At 52.9% G+C, this 16,667-nt stretch carries 16 protein-coding genes; 7 read left to right on the forward strand and 9 right to left on the reverse strand.

Annotation, left to right across the window (positions count from 1 at the left end):
* Positions 1-4: 4 nt before the first annotated feature.
* From QY332_20405 to QY332_20425, 5 genes are all read right to left on the reverse strand, one after another.
* On the reverse strand, positions 5-496 hold the full coding sequence (locus QY332_20405; protein ID WKZ35978.1) for an SRPBCC family protein: 492 nt from the start codon (positions 494-496) through the stop codon (positions 5-7).
* Between the two features lie 8 nt (positions 497-504).
* Entirely contained in the window at positions 505-816 is a 312-nt protein-coding gene (locus QY332_20410) for a metalloregulator ArsR/SmtB family transcription factor (GenBank protein WKZ35979.1), read from the reverse strand.
* A gap of 78 nt (positions 817-894) precedes the next feature.
* The gene (pheA, locus tag QY332_20415; protein WKZ35980.1) at positions 895-1,707 is read right to left on the reverse strand and encodes a prephenate dehydratase; all 813 of its coding nucleotides are present in this window, start codon (positions 1,705-1,707) and stop codon (positions 895-897) included.
* Positions 1,708-1,752: 45 nt separating this feature from the next.
* Entirely contained in the window at positions 1,753-2,934 is a 1,182-nt protein-coding gene (locus QY332_20420) for a pyridoxal phosphate-dependent aminotransferase (protein WKZ35981.1), read from the reverse strand.
* A 58-nt stretch (positions 2,935-2,992) separates the two neighbouring features.
* On the reverse strand, positions 2,993-4,246 hold the full coding sequence (locus QY332_20425) for a GAF domain-containing sensor histidine kinase (protein ID WKZ35982.1): 1,254 nt from the start codon (positions 4,244-4,246) through the stop codon (positions 2,993-2,995).
* 99 nt (positions 4,247-4,345) lie between these two features.
* Between QY332_20425 and QY332_20430 the strand changes: the two genes are divergently transcribed.
* From QY332_20430 to QY332_20450, 5 genes are all read left to right on the forward strand, one after another.
* Complete coding sequence (locus QY332_20430; GenBank protein WKZ35983.1) at positions 4,346-5,431, forward strand: inositol-3-phosphate synthase; 1,086 nt, start codon at positions 4,346-4,348, stop codon at positions 5,429-5,431.
* A gap of 55 nt (positions 5,432-5,486) precedes the next feature.
* Positions 5,487-6,635 (forward strand): polysaccharide deacetylase family protein, encoded by a 1,149-nt coding sequence (locus QY332_20435; GenBank protein WKZ35984.1) that lies wholly within the window; start codon positions 5,487-5,489, stop codon positions 6,633-6,635.
* Positions 6,636-6,729: 94 nt separating this feature from the next.
* Complete coding sequence (locus QY332_20440) at positions 6,730-7,869, forward strand: hypothetical protein (GenBank protein WKZ35985.1); 1,140 nt, start codon at positions 6,730-6,732, stop codon at positions 7,867-7,869.
* Between the two features lie 21 nt (positions 7,870-7,890).
* Positions 7,891-8,235, forward strand: coding sequence for a histidine triad nucleotide-binding protein (locus QY332_20445; GenBank protein ID WKZ35986.1), 345 nt, complete (start codon positions 7,891-7,893; stop codon positions 8,233-8,235).
* 7 nt (positions 8,236-8,242) lie between these two features.
* Complete coding sequence (locus QY332_20450) at positions 8,243-9,652, forward strand: FAD-dependent thymidylate synthase (protein ID WKZ35987.1); 1,410 nt, start codon at positions 8,243-8,245, stop codon at positions 9,650-9,652.
* Positions 9,653-9,690: 38 nt separating this feature from the next.
* Here the strand turns inward: QY332_20450 and QY332_20455 are convergent, their stop codons facing one another.
* Both QY332_20455 and QY332_20460 read right to left on the reverse strand, forming a co-directional pair.
* A complete protein-coding gene (locus tag QY332_20455) occupies positions 9,691-10,677 on the reverse strand; it encodes an aldo/keto reductase (protein WKZ35988.1) in 987 nt (328 codons plus the stop codon).
* A 68-nt stretch (positions 10,678-10,745) separates the two neighbouring features.
* Positions 10,746-11,921: a transposase gene (locus QY332_20460; protein WKZ35989.1), complete on the reverse strand. Its 1,176-nt coding sequence runs from the start codon at positions 11,919-11,921 to the stop codon at positions 10,746-10,748.
* A gap of 76 nt (positions 11,922-11,997) precedes the next feature.
* Between QY332_20460 and QY332_20465 the strand changes: the two genes are divergently transcribed.
* Positions 11,998-12,912, forward strand: a complete 915-nt coding sequence (locus tag QY332_20465; GenBank protein ID WKZ35990.1) for a LysM domain-containing protein — start codon at positions 11,998-12,000, stop codon at positions 12,910-12,912.
* A 93-nt stretch (positions 12,913-13,005) separates the two neighbouring features.
* On the opposite strand, the gene QY332_20470 is transcribed toward QY332_20465, so the two are convergent.
* Both QY332_20470 and QY332_20475 read right to left on the reverse strand, forming a co-directional pair.
* On the reverse strand, positions 13,006-14,610 hold the full coding sequence (locus QY332_20470; protein ID WKZ35991.1) for a peptide ABC transporter substrate-binding protein: 1,605 nt from the start codon (positions 14,608-14,610) through the stop codon (positions 13,006-13,008).
* Positions 14,603-15,967 carry a peptidase MA family metallohydrolase gene (locus QY332_20475; protein ID WKZ35992.1) on the reverse strand — a complete coding sequence of 455 codons (1,365 nt, stop codon included), beginning with the start codon at positions 15,965-15,967 and terminating at the stop codon, positions 14,603-14,605. The genes QY332_20470 and QY332_20475 overlap by 8 nt, the downstream gene beginning before the upstream one ends.
* 189 nt (positions 15,968-16,156) lie before the next feature.
* Here QY332_20475 and QY332_20480 point away from each other — a divergent pair, with 189 nt between their 5' ends.
* The gene (locus QY332_20480; GenBank protein WKZ35993.1) at positions 16,157-16,633 is read left to right on the forward strand and encodes a cytochrome c maturation protein CcmE; all 477 of its coding nucleotides are present in this window, start codon (positions 16,157-16,159) and stop codon (positions 16,631-16,633) included.
* Positions 16,634-16,667 lie beyond the last annotated feature (34 nt).

The following is a 16,667-nucleotide window of genomic DNA, read 5'->3' on the forward strand; positions in this document are numbered from 1 at the left end:
GCCTTTATCTTCCCGATCCCGCAAGGATCTCTTCAAGTCGCTCATAGCCTTCAGTCACTCCGCGCTCCATTCCAGACTGGATCATACCGTCGCGGTCAGAAACAGACCGAAAGATGGATTGAACCGTGATCCTTGTTCGGTTTCCTGGCAATTCATCCAGAGTCATGCAATCCATAGAAACATGTCCGCGTTCGGGCAAACCTTCAAATTCGAAGGTTTGAATCATTCGCTCCAGCGAAATCTCATGGAAGGTTCCATTGAAACCGTATTCATTTCCATCGGTATCCTTTTGGACAAACCGGTACCTGCCACCGCTGACGGGTTCGAAGGTGTCAAGAGTAGTGGTCAGGCCGCGCGGACCGATCCACTGTGCAAAGAGGGCGGGGTCAGTGTGCGCCTTGAACACCAGTTCTCGCGGCGCATCAAATTCGCGGGTGATAAAGAGTTCCTGTTTGCCGGGTTCAGCAACGATACTTGTTTTATTTTTGGCTGACATTTTTCCTCCTATTTTTGCATTTCCAATAAAACTTCATCCAAACGGTCAAACCGCGCTTCCCACATTTGACGATATTTTTCAACCCAGTCAGACACTTCGCTCAACCTGTCGAAACGGGCTTCGCAATAACGTTCGCGTCCCTGCGGGATGACAACCACCAATCCACATTCCTCCAAAATCCTGATGTGTCTTGAAACTGCAGGTCGGCTGATGCGAAAATTCTCGGCTATACCATTCAACGTCAATTTTTGATTTGCCAGCAACGCAAGGATCGCGCGGCGGTTCGGGTCAGCAATGGCTTGAAATACGTCTCGTCTCATGATCTCCTACGCGTAACCATTCGGTTACCAATTATCGTACGATTTTAGAACGCAATTTCTATTTTGTCAAGACTGAATTTATCCGCGACATCTGGGATACGAACCCAGCACGCGCAGCATCAACGCATACTCCCCCAACTGGCCGAGTGCGCGTTTTGGAACTTCATCGTTTGTCGAACCGACAAAATCAATATAAAAGAGATATTCCCACGGTTTGCCCTGCAGCGGGCGCGATTCGATCCTTGTGAGATCAATATCACGGAGGGCAAACACGCTCAATGCCTTGAACAACGCGCCCGGCATATTCTTCAACGTGAACACAATGGATGTCTTCGCTTCCCCCTTAGGGACAACTGATTCTCGTCCCACAGCGAGAAAACGAGTATAGTTTTCCGCGTTATCTTCAATACCTTCCTCCAGAATTTGCATTCCATACAGTTCCGCCGCCCGCTTCGACGCAATCGCCGCTGTATCTTTTGCCCCCAACTCTTTCAGAATCTTCACACTCCCCGCCGTATCATAGACAGTTTCAGGCTTGACACCCAAATTTCTCAGGTATGCCGTACATTGTCCCAATGCCTGCGGATGACTGATCGCTTTTTTAATATCTTCCTTTTTCACGCCGGGCATGGTGATCAGACAATGGCGCACGCGCAAAAGATATTCGCCGACGATATGCAGGTCATGTCGCAAGAGCAAGTCATAGTTTTGATGAATGCTCCCAGCGAGCGAATTTTCAATGGGAGCCAAGGCAAAATCGCTTTTGCCCGATACGACCGAATCAAACATCACATCAAACGACTCGCACGGGAGGGTTTCCACCTCCCCATAATAATTGAAGACCGCCTGCTCACTGTACGCACCGGGTTCACCTTGGAATGCTACTTTCATTTTAGCTCCACTGTTTTCGCAATACAGAGCGGGATGACTCCGCCCCTACTGTCTCTCCGCCCACGCCACAATTTTCCTGAAACCTGCTTCCACATCTTCATCGGAGGCGGCGATCGCCATGCGGATAAAACCTTCACCTTGCTCGCCAAACGCCGAACCGGGGACGAGTCCCACGCCTTCCTCTTCCAAGATCCGTTCGCACATCTCCGCAGAGGACTTGTTCAATGCACGCAAGTCAAGGAAGAAATAAAACGCACCTTGCGGTGGAATGATTAGAACCTTCCCACTCTCCAGCACTCTGGCTACGCGTAGAACAAGTTCGCGACGGCGGGCATAGGCAGAGCGCATCCCAGCAGTGACATCTTGGATAGAAGGGTCAGTTAATGCGAAGGCGGCGGCTTTTTGAATAAAGGGAGCCACACAGGTAATGGAGTTCTGCCCCGCTTTCAAGGCATGTTCGATCACCCGTTGCGGCGCGGCGAGAAATCCCACCCGCCAGCCGGTCATGGCATAGGATTTGGAAAGGCTGTTAACTAGGATAGTCCTGCCCTTTGCGCCTTCGAGCGCGCCTGCAGAGGTTGGTTTCTCTTGATAATATAAACTTCCGTACACCTCGTCACTGACGATCCACAAATTGTGTTTGGCGGCGAAGTCTTGCAGGTTTTGCAGATACTCACGCGAAGGGAATGCGCCTGTCGGGTTGGAGGGATAATTCAAGACGATGACGCGCGTTTTGGGAGTCAATGCCTTCAGCCAAGAATCGAAATGGGGGATGAACCCATTTTCGGCGGGGGCAGGGACGCGAATCACATTTCCGCGCAGCATGATCACCATGTTGGAATGAGTCGCCCAGGAGGGGTCGGGAATCAAAACATCATCGCCCGGTGAAAGGATGGATTGCATGGCAAGATAATAAGCATGAATGCCGCCATGCGTGATCAGAATTTCGGTGTCAGGATTATAGGTGACGCCTTCGTCACGACGCAATTTTTTTGAAACAGCAGTTCGCAGGTCCGGGAAGCCACGCGAGGGACCGTAGTGTGTCAGCCCCGATTGCATGGCATTGAGGGCCGCATCCACAACGGCGGGAGGTGTCTCAAAATCAGGATCACCCACTTGCAAGCCGATAATATTCCTTCCACTAGCTTTGAGCACAAGGATGCGGTCTGTCATGGCCACGGTTGCGGACTGGCGAATGAGTTCGAATTGCACGTTGAGATTTAACATGGGCGTGAGTGTATCAAGAAAATAAAAATCCCGTCAACTGCCTTGACGGGATGAGAATTTATTCGGGAAATGGACGGAGGGGTTGGGTGCCTTGTTTATCAACCGGCAAAAGAAATACAAACTTACTCCCGGCGCCCTCCTTGCTTTCCGCCCAGATGCGCCCGCCGTGCATTTCGATCATCACCTTTGCAACGGATAAGCCCAACCCCATACCGCCATGCCTGCGCGTAAGGTGGGATTCAACCTGATAGAAACGGTCAAACACATGCGGCAAATCCTTGGCAGGGATGCCAACACCGTCATCTTCCACTGCGACCTCAACAAAATCAGGTCGTTGTTCACCGCGAATGACAACATGCCCGCCTTCATTGGTAAACGTAATCGCATTCTTCAGGAGATTACTCAGTACAATTGCAATCTTGCTCCCGTCTATATCCACCCACAGGTCATGACCTTGTTCATTTTTAATCTCCAGGGCAATGCCCTTGCTCTGCACCATTTCATGAAAGGAGGCGGAAACATCTTCAATGATCCGCGAAACAGCCACCTTGCGCGAACGGACAAGCGCGCCACCGGTCTCGTAATTATCGACGCTGGCAAGGCTTTCGATGATCTCTTTTAGCCGGGATGCGTTGCGGATGATGGCATCCACCTGTTCCGCATGGTCATCGCCGATCAATTCCTTCAGGAAGGTGGAATGCCCAAGAATCAGCCCCAGGGGCGTACGGAGTTCGTGGGATGTAATGGCGATGAACTCGTTTTTTAACCGGTCCAGTTCACGGGCTTCATCCTGCGATGAATAAACGTTATTTTCCAGCATGGTATTTTGCATGGCAATTGCCGCAAGAGACGCGAGGGCCTCAAGGACAAGGGTATCTTCCCCGCTATAATTATCCTTCTTGTTGAATACCTCGAGTACGCCGACGGGGCTTCCATGCACAAGAAGCGGAACGCCCAGAATCGAACGGGTTTTAAACCCGGCCAGGTCGTCTATCTTGTTGTAATGACGGTCATCTTTGGCCACATCGTCAATGGCAAGCGGCTTCACGTGCTGGAATACCCATCCCGCGACACTCCCATTCAACGGGACCTTGGTGAAACGAATTGCGTCACGATGGAACCACGGTACGAACTTAAATGAAAATTCCTGCGAGACTTCGTCATATTCCAGCAGGGACGAACTTTCGCTCCCGGTCAGCTCGGCGGCTGCGGAGAGAATCGACTGTAAATACGTCTCAAGCTCCACCATGGCCCCGAGTGTGCGGGTGATTTCAAAAAGACGGGCTAGCGTTTTTGCCTGATCAATTGCCATATTTAACCTTCAGTAAGATTATACTTCAAGAGTATATCTGAAAAGCTGGTCCGCAAAAAGACGCAAGGAATTGTAATCAAAAATCAAGGAGAGATTTTCATGGCTAACAAAAAGGTACGGGTCGCCATTATTGGCGTGGGGAATTGCGCTTCCTCCCTGGTGCAGGGTGTGCAGTTCTATAAAAATGCAAAAAAGGATGAGAGCATTCCCGGCATCATGCACACGCAATTGGGCGATTATCATGTAAAGGACATTGAATTCACGCTTGCCATTGACGTCAACGCATCCAAGGTCGGAAAAGACCTTTCGGAAGCCATATTTGCCGAACCCAACAACACCTACAAATTTGCGGATGTACCGCACCTGAACGCGCCAGTGGTGCGCGGCATGACCCATGACGGCTTGGGCAAATACCTGAGCGGGATCATCCAAAAGGCGCCCGGCCCCACCGCAAACATCGTCAAACTGCTCCGTGAAACCCATACGGATGTGGTCATCAACTACCTGCCGGTCGGTTCCGAGATGGCGACCAAATGGTACGTGGAGCAGATCCTCGAAGCGGGCTGTGCCTTCGTCAACGGCATTCCCGTCTTTATTGCTTCTTCGGAATATTGGGGCAGGCGCTTTGAAGATGCTGGTCTGCCCATCCTCGGGGACGACATCAAGAGCCAGGTCGGGGCGACAATTGTTCATCGTGTCCTCACCAGCCTGTTCGTGGATCGAGGCGTCAAGATCGACCGCACCTATCAACTCAACTTCGGCGGGAATACCGATTTCCTGAACATGCTCGAGCGCGAACGCCTCGAAAGCAAGAAGATCTCCAAAACCAACGCCGTCACCAGCATGATCCCATACCAGATCGATCCGGACAATGTGCATGTCGGTCCGAGCGACCATGTGCCATGGCTGACCGACCGCAAGTGGTGTTACATCCGCATGGAAGGCACGACCTTCGGCAACGTACCTCTCAACCTCGAACTCAAACTCGAAGTGTGGGACAGCCCCAATTCGGCAGGCGTGATCATCGACGCCGTGCGCTGTGCCAAGATCGCGCTTGACCGCGAACTCGCGGGCCCCATTATTGGTCCCTCCTCATATTTCTTCAAGACCCCTCCCAGGCAATTCAAGGACGAGATCGCACACCAAAAAGTGGAAGACTTTATTTCAGGGAAATCAGACGAATAAACAAACACTTCGACGGGGGCTTGGCCCCCGTCGAGCTTTTGGTACAATTCCGCACATGACCACGCCCCGCTTCCTTCTTAACCTCATCCTGCCTGCCCTGCTATTGGCAGGTTGCCAACCCGCACCCAACTCCGTGGATCAAAATATTGCCCTTACCGTGGCAATTGAAACAGCCTTCGCGCAGATCAATGTTCCGACTGAAACTTCCGTTCCAACCGAAACACCAATACCAACCGCACCTATTCCACGCACGCCGCCGACATTACCTGGGACATATCAAACATCCGTGCTGAAATCGCACGACATCCCCCGCACATACGCGGCGGATACCTGCCAGTATCTGCAGAACAAATGGGACCCGAACAACGCCGCCCCGGGGACGGTGGTGATGGTCATCATGTTCCACGGCATTAACAAAGGGGAAGCGACGGGGAACGCCATCACCGTAACCGAACACAAGAAACTCATGAATGACCTGCATGACATGGGCTTTCAAGCCATCACCATGCAGGAAATGGCAGATTTCATGTACAACAATGCGAAGATCCCTCAGCGCTCCGTCCTGTTGATCGTGGATGACCGTCACTTTGCTTCGTATTTCAACGACCACTTCCGCCCGTATTATGACCAGTGGGCCTGGCCTGTCATCAACGGCTATATAGGCATTGATGAACGCGTTGACCTGTGGGCTGAGAACGCTTCTCTCTCCGCCGAAGGCTGGGTGGATTACCAGGCACACGGCTACATTCACAACATCCCCATTAGCGACGGTTCCACGGACGATTTCATCAACGGTGAAATGGGCGGGGCAATCAACTCCCTGCAAAAATACATGAACAAGACGCCCCTCGGCTATATCTGGCCGGGCGGCGGATTCTCAGCGCGCGCCGTGGAAATCGGCACACAACTGGGCTATAAACTCGGCTTCACAGTCAACCCGCGCGGGCCGGTCATGTATAACTGGGTTCCGCAGGCGGATGCATTTAATGACTCCAATCCATCCGCCATTCCCGAAGTCCCGGCGGGCAACCCGCTCATGACCCTGCCCCGCTACTGGAGCACGGATGCGCGCGGGAATATTGACGCTGTCCGTGCGATTGGGCAGGAAGCTGCTCAATATGCCGAACAGAACAAAGCCATTGAACTGGAATATTACGATATCGTCTGTGCGCCCACGTATGGGGCGATCCCGTCCACGCCGTAGGACAAATTAAAGATAATATTCATCAGGCGGGGCAATTTGAAACTTTCACGCCCTGCGTTTTGACCGTCTAAAATTCGTTTACAATGTATATCCCATGAATAAACAGACATATCCCTTTAAACTAGTAGTTCAACGATTCACGGTGATCGTATTGATCGTTATCATCCTGGTCTCGTGTGAGATATTGCCCTCGACAATCGCATCCGAAACAACACAAACGACCATTGACCCATCGACAGATGCCGCCCTCGCGCAACCCCTGGAAACTGAAGTCATCACACCGCCCGCACTCCCGGAACCATTTCAAACACCCCTGCTCAACCCATTGGATGTCCCTCGCACGTACGCACAGGATACCTGCCGCTACCTGCGCAACAAATGGAATCCACTGAATGCCGGGCCCGGCACAGTGGTGATGGTCATGATCATCAACAAGATCAACAAAGGCACCGGCGAATCGCCCGATGGTGTGAACATCATTGATCTAATCAAGATCATGGATCACCTCAAGGCACAGGGGTTTGAAACGGTCGCCACAAAACAACTCATCGCCTTCATGGAACGCAACATAAAAATCCCCGCACGCTCAGTGGTGATCATCCAAAACGGAAATTATGACACGGAATATTTTGAGAAATACTTCGGCGGGTATTATGAAAACTGGGGCTGGACGATTATCAACGGCTGGGTGAGCGAACCCAACACACCAGAAGAACTATGGCTGGAAAATATCGCGCTTGAACGTCAAGGCTGGGTGGATCACCAGGCTCAGGGCGTATTACCGGATACAAAACTATCCGACGATTCAGCAAAAGCTGTCATCGCCCGTGAATTGGAGGGTCCTTTAAATACATTTCTTGAACGCTACCAAAAGAAACCCCAGATCATTATCTGGCCCAATGGCGGGTTTGGCCTGCGTCCCATAGAAGCAGCCCGCCTGTTGGGCTACAGGCTTGGTTTCACCGCGAACGCGCGCGGACCCGTCATGTACAACTGGGTTCCGCTTGCAGATGAATTTGACCCCCAGCGCCCGTCCCATGCACCCGAAGGAAGGATCAACGACCCACTGATGACCCTGCCGAGCTACACGCCCAATCAGGTACTTAACGCAATTGACGTTGTGCGGGCCACCGGCAAGGAAGCCGCGGCATATGCGGAGGCAAACAAGGAAGTGGAACACGAATACTATCGAATCGTATGCGAAGCCGACTATGGGCGAATGCCGACCCCTTAACAAATCTCAGGAGACCTACCCATGACCGATTGCATTTTCTGCAGGATCATCAAAGGCGAAATCCCCAGCACGAATGTCTACAAAGATGCGCAGGCGACCGCCTTCCGGGACATCAACCCCGCCGCCCCCACACATATTTTGATCGTACCGAACAAGCACATCGACTCGACCAACGTGCTCATCAACGACGACGAGCAGCTCATCGGCCACCTTTTTACAATTGCAAAAGTTCTCGCTGCACAGGAGGGCATTGCTGAAGGAGGGTTCCGCCTGATCATCAATACCGGCGCAGATGCCGGACAAACCGTCAACCACGTCCACCTTCACCTATTGGGCGGCGCGCCCATGAAGCACCCAATGGGATAGATGCCCAATGCCGGAACGAGAAATTTACCTGCTCTCCCCACGCGCGCTCAGCCCGGAAACCATCGCTGTTGCCTTTGCCAGAACTTCGCGCTCGCCTGAATCCTTTCGTGATATTGCCGCGGAACTCAGTGATGAGAAGTCCGCACAATTTCATGAGAAATGGGTTGTCGGCTATGGGCATGCATCGGTTGCCGAACATGCCGTCCTGCACATCGCGTTTGAAAACGTCTCGCGCGTCGCAATCGAAGTCATCGAAGGCAACCGCCTTGCCTCGTACACTGAAAAATCCACGCGGTACCAGAAATGGGGCACGGACGATTTAACCATTCCACCTGAATTGGATGGACATCCTCTCCGCGACGAATTCATCCAAACTGCCCGCCTCCTATTCTCGACCTATGCTGAATCACTGGACCCGGTCAAAAATCTCATCCTGAGCAGGTCCCCGCGCCGCGAAAATGAATCAGACGAAGCCTACGACCGCCGCATCCGCTCCCAATACGTGGACAGATGCCGTTTCATCCTGCCTGCCGCCGCCAATGCCAACCTCGGCATGACCGCCAACGCGCGCGTCATCGAAATGACCATCCGCAAGATGCTCTCCCACCCGCTCGCAGAAGTCCGCCAGATCGGCGAAAGTGTGAAGGAAGTTTCCCGGGCTGAAACACCGACCCTCGTAAAATACGCGGATGCTGTTCCATACGTAGTCGAAACCACCAACGAATTAAACAACCGCCGGCTGTCAATGGACAATCATCAACGCGAATGGTGCTCTTTGATCGATTACGACAAAGATGGTGAAAAGAGGATCCTCGCTGCCGCCCTATATCGCTTCAACGAAATGCCATATGCGGATGCGCTTGCTCATGTCAAATCATTGAAGAAAAAGGATCGCGAAGGACTCGCAGAAGCCTTGCTTGGAAAACTTGGCAAATATGATGTCCCTCTGCGTGAATTGGAATACGCCACCTACACCTTCGACCTCGTCATGGATCAGGGCGCATATGCCGAGTTCAAACGTCACCGCATGATGACGCAGACTCCGCAACGCCTGACGACAAGGCTCGGATATACGACTCCCCTCCTGATAACGGAGGCAGGCTTCGCGTCCAGATATGAGGCGGCGATGGAAGCCGCAATTCAGATGTACGCGAAACTCCATGCCTTCAATCCAGATGTCGCGCAATACACCGTTCCCAATGGATTCAACCGCCGCGTACTGGCGCAGTTCAATTTGCGCGAGGCGTTCGCCTTTTGCCAGTTGCGCAGTGCGGCCAACGCGCATTTTTCAATCCGCCGCGTGGCGCAGAAAATTTATGAGGATATTTCGCGCGCGCATCCGCTGTTGGCGAAATACATGAAGCTGCGCGAAGAGACCTGGCAAAGTGTGGAGGAAAATTATTTCTCAAAGGTGTAATCTTGTAAAGGCACAGCGGCGCCGTGCCCCTACAGGCCTTAGTCGTCGTCTTCGTCCTTCTTCTTCACCCCGAAAATCTCATCGATTCGCTCCATGATCTCGGGCGTGATCTTCTGTGCGATCCCGCCAGCCTTCATGTTCTCGTGGACCTGCTCCACGCGGCTCGCGCCGGTGATGACCGTGTTCACGAACGGATTCTTCAAGCACCACGCCAGCGCCAGTTGCGACATGGTCGCATCGAGTTCCTTCGCAATCGGCTCCAGCGCGCCGACTTTGGCAAGCCGTTCCTTATCCTTCATCCGCGACTCAAGCCAGTCATAGCCCTTCAGCGCGGCGCGGCTGTCTTTTGGAATTCCCTTTTGATATTTGCCAGAGAGCAACCCCGAAGCCAGCGGACTCCATGTGGTCGTACCATAGCCGTATTCCGTGTAGAAGCGGACGTAATCGCCCTCAAGACGCCCGCGCTCGAACATATTGTACTGCGGCTGTTCGACAACAGGTTTGTGCAGGTGGTGGCGTTCCGCAATTTGAATGGCTTCGATGATCTCCGAAGCCGCCCATTCAGATGTGCCCCAATACAAGGCTTTGCCCCACTCAATAATATTGTGCATGGCCCACACAGTCTCCTCAATGGGGGTGGTCTTATCCGGGCGATGACAGTAGATGATGTCCACATAATCCAGTTGCAGACGTTCGAGTGAGCCGTTGATGCCCTCGATCAGACGTTTGCGATTTAGGGTGTTCTTCTCATTGACGCCGTCATGCAAACCCCAATAGAATTTCGTCGAAATCAGATACCCCCCCCGGCGCCATTTCAACTCTTTGAGCGCGGCCCCCATCACCTCTTCCGACTTGCCGCCCGCATATGCTTCAGCGTTATCGAAAAAATTCACCCCCGCATCATACGCCGCGGACATCATGTTCACGGCCAGTTTCACATCCGCCTGGTTGTGAAAAGTAACCCACGAGCCAAAGGACAACTCGCTAACCTGAATTCCAGTCCTGCCCAAATAACGATATTTCATTGTGCCTCCAAAGGATTTTTATACAGCAATACGTGTGTTGCTGTATGTACGACTCCATTATCAGTAGATCACGAAAGCACAAAACATGATTGATGTTGAATGACCTCAGTCGCACCCCAGAAGCGTTCAATGGCACGACTGAGCAGGAAAGCGACACGGCGCAAAGAAAGCCAGAAGCGATTGAAAGATTCTAACGGTGTTTTAAGCGCGGAGGCCAGATTCTGGCGCAAGGCAATGTACAGATTGAACAAGACAAAAGCCAAACCAACCAGCAGCAAGCGGATGACAGGATTACGGGTGGAAGTTCGAGCGCGCACCTGGTTCATTTGTCGGTAGCTCGACTCAATGCCGAAGCGTTGACGATAAAGTTCAAACACCTGGGCAGGCAAAATGCCAGAGGGCAATCCGGAGACGGCGTACGCAAACCACTTGCTCTTGTGTCGTCCATAGCGTCCTTTGGAATAGCGCTGGACGACCACCGCCTGCACTGTATATATGCCATATTTTGGGCTGTTAAAGGTGTAGGTGGTGACACGTGATTTACCTTGAAACAAAGTCCGCACACCGCCCGACTTGCCACGCACGGGAATGGGCGTTACGAAACTGACCTTGTGTTGGTCCAGAACCTTGAAAACCGGCTTGGAGCAGAAACCTTTGTCCAAAAACACCCGTCGAATGCGAAATTTGAGTGTTTTCAGGCGTTTCAGCAGCCAGCGGACGATGTCGGCCATATCCTCGCCATGTTCGATGAAGCGCAACGCCACAACGTAGCGCCGATGGTCCCGCACAATCGAAACCGTGGCGTAACCATGAAAATGGGTTGTCCCAGACTTGGGTGCACTGCGTACGATCTCCTTTCTGTCTTCATACGGCTGACCATGATATGGGATCAGGGTCAGGTCAATCGCCACATTGAAATCGCGTTTGCACTTCCATACACTGGGATGGAGTTGCCGATGAAAGATGCGGTTCAATCGGTTCTGCAAACCGGCTCGGTCTGGCAGCGACTGGGCTAATACTTCTCGCAGACGATTACCCGAAGGCGCATTCTGCAACTCCAGACAAGCCGATTCAATGCTCAAACGATGCACATTGGCGTATGCCAACACATACAGGATATCTTCGGCAGTGATCCGGGTGTTTCGCAATTCCAGCGGCAGGTTCTTGCGAACCACCGTCATGAAGGCATTCAGCACTTGCTCGGAACGAATTGTTCGGGTAATCTTGATTGTGGGCTTGGACATGGTTATGGGTTTCCTTGGTCGGAGCCAAGTTAACCACGTTCAAGCCTTTTCGTGAACTACTGATTATAATCATCCCATGCGAAAAACATGCCTTCTGTGTGCCCTGCTCCTTGCCGCCTGCGCTTCCGCCGCCGAGCAGCCCATTGACGTTTCACCTCAACCATACCTTACCAGCACCTCCGTGCCGACCTTCACGCCAGACGTGCTTTTCATCGTCGAAACACCCGTCACCACCAGCACACCTTTCATTTACATTATTGAAAAAGGCGATACGCTTAGTCAGATCGCTGAAAAATTCAAGATTTCACAGGATGCTCTCAGAGCGGCGAACCCGGACCTCAAGACGAACATTCTTTCCATCGGACAGACGATCCTCATCCCTGACCCAGCCTCCCCTCTCGCCGCCGCTTCAACGCCCACGCCCGTGCCTGCTCCCGTCACCCAGACAGTTTGCCACCCCACAGCGGACTCGGGCAACTGGTGCTTTGCGCTCATCCAAAATAGTACGGACGGTGTTCTCGAAAACGTCTCTGCGCAGATCACACTGCTGGACGAAAACCATAATGCGATAGCCAGCCAGACCGCCTTTACGCCCCTGGACATTATTGCGCCAAATTCATCCCTGCCAGTGTATGTGTATTTCCCGAATTCGCCGGCCAACGTCAAACCGCAGGTCCAATTGTTGAGCGCGCTGCAATCGAATACATCACGCCATCTGCCTGCAAGCTTGACCCACACCATTGCCCAAATTGCATGGGACGGCAAAACCGCCCAACTCAGCGGGCAGATCCACCTGCCGGCAGAATCAACCGCCGCAACCCAGGTCTGGGTCGCGGCAGTGGCCTACGATACAAACGGGACAGTGGTCGGGGTCAAACGCTGGGAGGCTGGAGCGCTCCAGCCTGGGACGATAACCAACTTCCAGTTCGGGATGGCAAGCCTCGGGTCCGCGATCGAAGCGGTGAAGTTTTTCGTTCAGGCAATGCCGTAACGTCGTTGCGAGGAGGAGTGAAACGATGACGAAGCAATCTCATGGTGAATGGGAAGATTACTTCGCCGATCCGCTCTTCATAATGACATAAATCTACTTTCCCTCCAGCCACATATATCGTTCAATCGGGATTGAAATCGGGGTGAATATATAGCCTTTCACATAAGGTTTTATCAGACGATACGAAAATGAATGGGTTGTAAATAGCACAGGGGCGTCATCCACAATGAGCTGCTCGGCTTGCTGATACATGGCGATGCGTTTGGTCACATCCCGTTCAACGCGCGCGCTTTCGAGGAGTGCATCCAGTTCGGAGTTGGAATAGCCGCCATGATTCTGTACCGACCCGCTGTGGAACAGAATATCCGCAAAGTTTTCGGGATCGGCATAATCAGCACACCATCCGCCGCCAAAGATCTGACCGTGATTGCCCGAGAATATCTGCTGATAATAATAATTGTATTCGATATTCTCGACCTGAAGGGTAACCCCCAGGTTCTGCTCCCACATCTCGGCCAGTGCGGCAACATCCCCGCCAACGTAACTGCCAATGCCGCTTGCCGTATACGTAATGGGAGGTAATCCCTCCGCACTGCCATATTTGGATTGGGCAAGCAATTGACGCGCCTGCTCAGGGTCATAAGGCAAACCCTGCAGACCATAATGAAAACCGGGCAAACCGGGCGGGAAAGGACCAATGGCTGGCAAAGCCTGCCCGCGCAGGACGACCTCGATATATCGTTGACGGTCAAACGCCATGGAGAATGCCCTGCGGACATTGACATCGTCAAACGGCGGCTGTACCGTATCGAAGACCACGTAGCCGGTACACAGATTGATCCCCGTAACAAGGTCGCGGTTGAGCGGCTCCCCGGGGTCAAGAATGCGCTCGGCGGAATACAACCCCACACTTGTCAGATCTATCTCGCCCGTCTCATACAAACGCACACCATCCCCTGCGTATAGCTTTACCAGCACATAGGGAATGGAAGGCGCACCGAGATAAAAATCATTATTGGCTTCATAGATGATGTACTCAAACGATTTCCATTCCTTTAACTTATAAGGTCCTGTGCCGTTCGGTTTGCGAATCCACTCTTCACCAGACTCGACATTCTCCTTGTCCACGACAAACGCGGTGGCATAGGTCAACTTCAAAAGAAAGTAGGGCTTGGGCGCATCGATCGTGACTTGCAACGTTTTGTCGTCAACGACCTGCAGGCCGCTGATGTGGTCGGCCTGCCCTGTGACCATCTCCCGCACCCCGGCGATATCGCCGAGATACGTCAGCACCGTATCAGACTTAATCTGCGGACTGGCGGCTCGTTCCCATGAATAGACCACGTCATGAGCAGTGACCGGGCGCCCGTTGTGGAAAACGGCATGTTCGCGGATATGGAAGGTGTAGACTGTTCCATCGCCGCTGACCTCCCATGTTGACGCGAGGTCGGGAGTCAGGTTCAGGCGCGGATCGAGCGACACCAGTCCGCTGAAGATGAGTTTATTGCCCGCACTGTATGTGGTGGCCGGGTCATATTCGCGCAGGTTCGTGGATTCGCCTCCACTGTAAACAAGCGCCTGATTGAGCGGGACTCCGAATTGAAATAGTTTCGCGCTCAGCAAAATGGATGAAAGGACGGCAAGCACGGACAGCCATCCCCAACCGCTGCGCAGGAATGTTTTTCTGAAGTTAGACATGTTCGCCTCCTTTCGGGTTGCCCCTGCGGACGATCAACCCCAGCACGAACACGCCAATCACGAGCAGGATCAGCAAACAGAAGCATAGCAGCGCAATGGTTAATGAAAGGGGCGGTCCGCTGGGCTGGGCTTCAGTGTCACCGGAAGAGGAGGTGGGAATGGCATACGGTGTGGGCGTTATTGCAATTGGAATGCCTGCGATCGGAACGTAGGTGGGGACAAAGGTCGGGGTTGGCTGGGATGTCGATTGGGCGGAAACAGGCCGGGGTGCGGCTCCGAGCGACTGTCTCCAGGCGTCTTCCAATCCCTCGGTGTTGAATCCGTAGACTTCCAGTAGTGCCGTATCCACGGGCTTGGCATCACGCAGGGCGACAAGCATTTTTGTCATCTTCTCCTGACCGTATGAATCGATCAGGAATTTTGTAATGCTGTAGGATTGACTGTAGGAGAGGTTCGCCTTATCGGGGAGTTCGGAGAAGCCGCCATTCAACGAGCGGACGGAAAGCAGGGAGTCATTGCGAATCGCCTGGTCCAGCTGGAATTGCATGCTCGCATCCAGGCCGCCTTCGCTGAACATGGCCAGGCCTTCATTCAACCACGCAGGGACAGTGCCGATGCAGGAGAAGGTGAAGTGACCGACCAGCACATGAGTGATTTCGTGGATGATCGTATTTTTATCCCAGACGGAATTGGAGCCTGAGACGCCCATGATGACAATGCTGAAATCAGAGAACGCCAGGCCTCCCGTCCATGAAGGCTCGTAAAGGATGGCATCGCGCATGTCGAAATAGTTGGGATACACATACACATTGATCGGGTCATTTGTTTCGAGTCCCGCCTGCTCTTTATTGCGGCGCAGACTCTCCAGCCCGGCGTCGAGCATGGTTTGCACAAAGGATTGGTCCAGCCCGTACCAATGCAGGCGCAGGTCTCCACTTGTGAGAGTCTGCCAGTTGTGAGTATTGTCCAGCCAGACGGCTGACTGTGTTTCGCTTGTATATTGTGCGCCTGTTTCATCTGTAAAACGCCAGCGCCACCATAATTGCGCACCGGGCGGGAGCGAGCCGCTTTGGCGCATGTCCCACGTCCATGCAGCATCGACGGAGTTCGACGGCGTAAATTGAGGGTAGGCTTTCGCAATGACCTCGCCACAAGTCTGCTGCTCGTTGCCGTATTCCAAAACAACGGATGTGATGACCGCACTCGAGTGCAGGGTGGCTGAAAACGTGGCAGTTTCGGGAAATGCCAGTGTAACCCGGTCATTTTCCACATCAGCGCGAGGTGCGGCGGCGGCATGCGCGGGGGCGAAAATCATCGCCACCAACAAAAAGATAATGGCGGCAGGTCTGGTCTGCATCAACAACTCCTCCGTGGATTTTGCCAACTATATCATCAAAAGAAAGAGGTCACACGTAATTAGGACAAAGTCAGGAAACTTTGGTGACATCCATCCAATCCAAATCTCAGCGTGGTTTAATGTCAACATGTAAAATGGACATAGGTTGTTCGATTTTGCAGTTAATAATTTGGAGGAATACGTATGAAGATGAATAAATTTTTTCTGGGCGGGCTGCTTATCCTGGCGGCTGTGGTTTATCTTATTGCTTCATCCACACAGGCAAGCGCAGAATATTTCATGACCGTGGACGAATTGAAGGAGGACGGCGATTCGGCATATGGCAAGAGCCTGCGTCTTTCAGGCGCTGTGATCGGGGACACGATCCAATACGACCCGCAAACCCTCACCCTTACCTTTGAGATCGCGCACGTCACTGGCAACAACAAGGAAATCGAGGCACAGGGCGGGTTGGCGGAAGTCCTGTATGTGGCGGTGAACGATCCCGCCCGCCAGAGAGTGACCGTCGTTTATATCGGCGTCAAACCAGACCTGCTCCGCAACGAGGCACAAGCCATTATGACCGGCAAGCTTGGCGAGGACGGTATTTTCTATGCCGAGGAGCTGCTGCTCAAATGTCCCACCCGCTATGAAGAGGCGGTCCCCGAACAGGCCGAAAACGGTTAAAAAAATAACCTGACAGGCTCCTTGCTTGTCAGGT

Source organism: Anaerolineales bacterium, assembly GCA_030583885.1.
Classification (GTDB): domain Bacteria; phylum Chloroflexota; class Anaerolineae; order Anaerolineales; family Villigracilaceae; genus Villigracilis.

Bases quoted from the DNA above. Each gene is read 5' to 3' on its own strand.
- QY332_20435 (WKZ35984.1), top strand. From the start codon at position 5,487: ATGACCACGCCCCGCTTCCTTCTTAACCTCATCCTGCCTGCCCTGCTA.
- QY332_20450 (WKZ35987.1), top strand. From the start codon at position 8,243: ATGCCGGAACGAGAAATTTACCTGCTCTCCCCACGCGCGCTCAGCCCG.
- pheA (WKZ35980.1), bottom strand. From the start codon at position 1,707: ATGAAAGTAGCATTCCAAGGTGAACCCGGTGCGTACAGTGAGCAGGCG.
- QY332_20465 (WKZ35990.1), top strand. From the start codon at position 11,998: ATGCGAAAAACATGCCTTCTGTGTGCCCTGCTCCTTGCCGCCTGCGCT.
- QY332_20480 (WKZ35993.1), top strand. From the start codon at position 16,157: ATGAATAAATTTTTTCTGGGCGGGCTGCTTATCCTGGCGGCTGTGGTT.
- QY332_20445 (WKZ35986.1), top strand. From the start codon at position 7,891: ATGACCGATTGCATTTTCTGCAGGATCATCAAAGGCGAAATCCCCAGC.
- QY332_20440 (WKZ35985.1), top strand. From the start codon at position 6,730: ATGAATAAACAGACATATCCCTTTAAACTAGTAGTTCAACGATTCACG.
- QY332_20475 (WKZ35992.1), bottom strand. From the start codon at position 15,967: ATGCAGACCAGACCTGCCGCCATTATCTTTTTGTTGGTGGCGATGATT.
- QY332_20405 (WKZ35978.1), bottom strand. From the start codon at position 496: ATGTCAGCCAAAAATAAAACAAGTATCGTTGCTGAACCCGGCAAACAG.
- QY332_20410 (WKZ35979.1), bottom strand. From the start codon at position 816: ATGAGACGAGACGTATTTCAAGCCATTGCTGACCCGAACCGCCGCGCG.
- QY332_20420 (WKZ35981.1), bottom strand. From the start codon at position 2,934: ATGTTAAATCTCAACGTGCAATTCGAACTCATTCGCCAGTCCGCAACC.
- QY332_20470 (WKZ35991.1), bottom strand. From the start codon at position 14,610: ATGTCTAACTTCAGAAAAACATTCCTGCGCAGCGGTTGGGGATGGCTG.
- QY332_20425 (WKZ35982.1), bottom strand. From the start codon at position 4,246: ATGGCAATTGATCAGGCAAAAACGCTAGCCCGTCTTTTTGAAATCACC.
- QY332_20430 (WKZ35983.1), top strand. From the start codon at position 4,346: ATGGCTAACAAAAAGGTACGGGTCGCCATTATTGGCGTGGGGAATTGC.
- QY332_20455 (WKZ35988.1), bottom strand. From the start codon at position 10,677: ATGAAATATCGTTATTTGGGCAGGACTGGAATTCAGGTTAGCGAGTTG.
- QY332_20460 (WKZ35989.1), bottom strand. From the start codon at position 11,921: ATGTCCAAGCCCACAATCAAGATTACCCGAACAATTCGTTCCGAGCAA.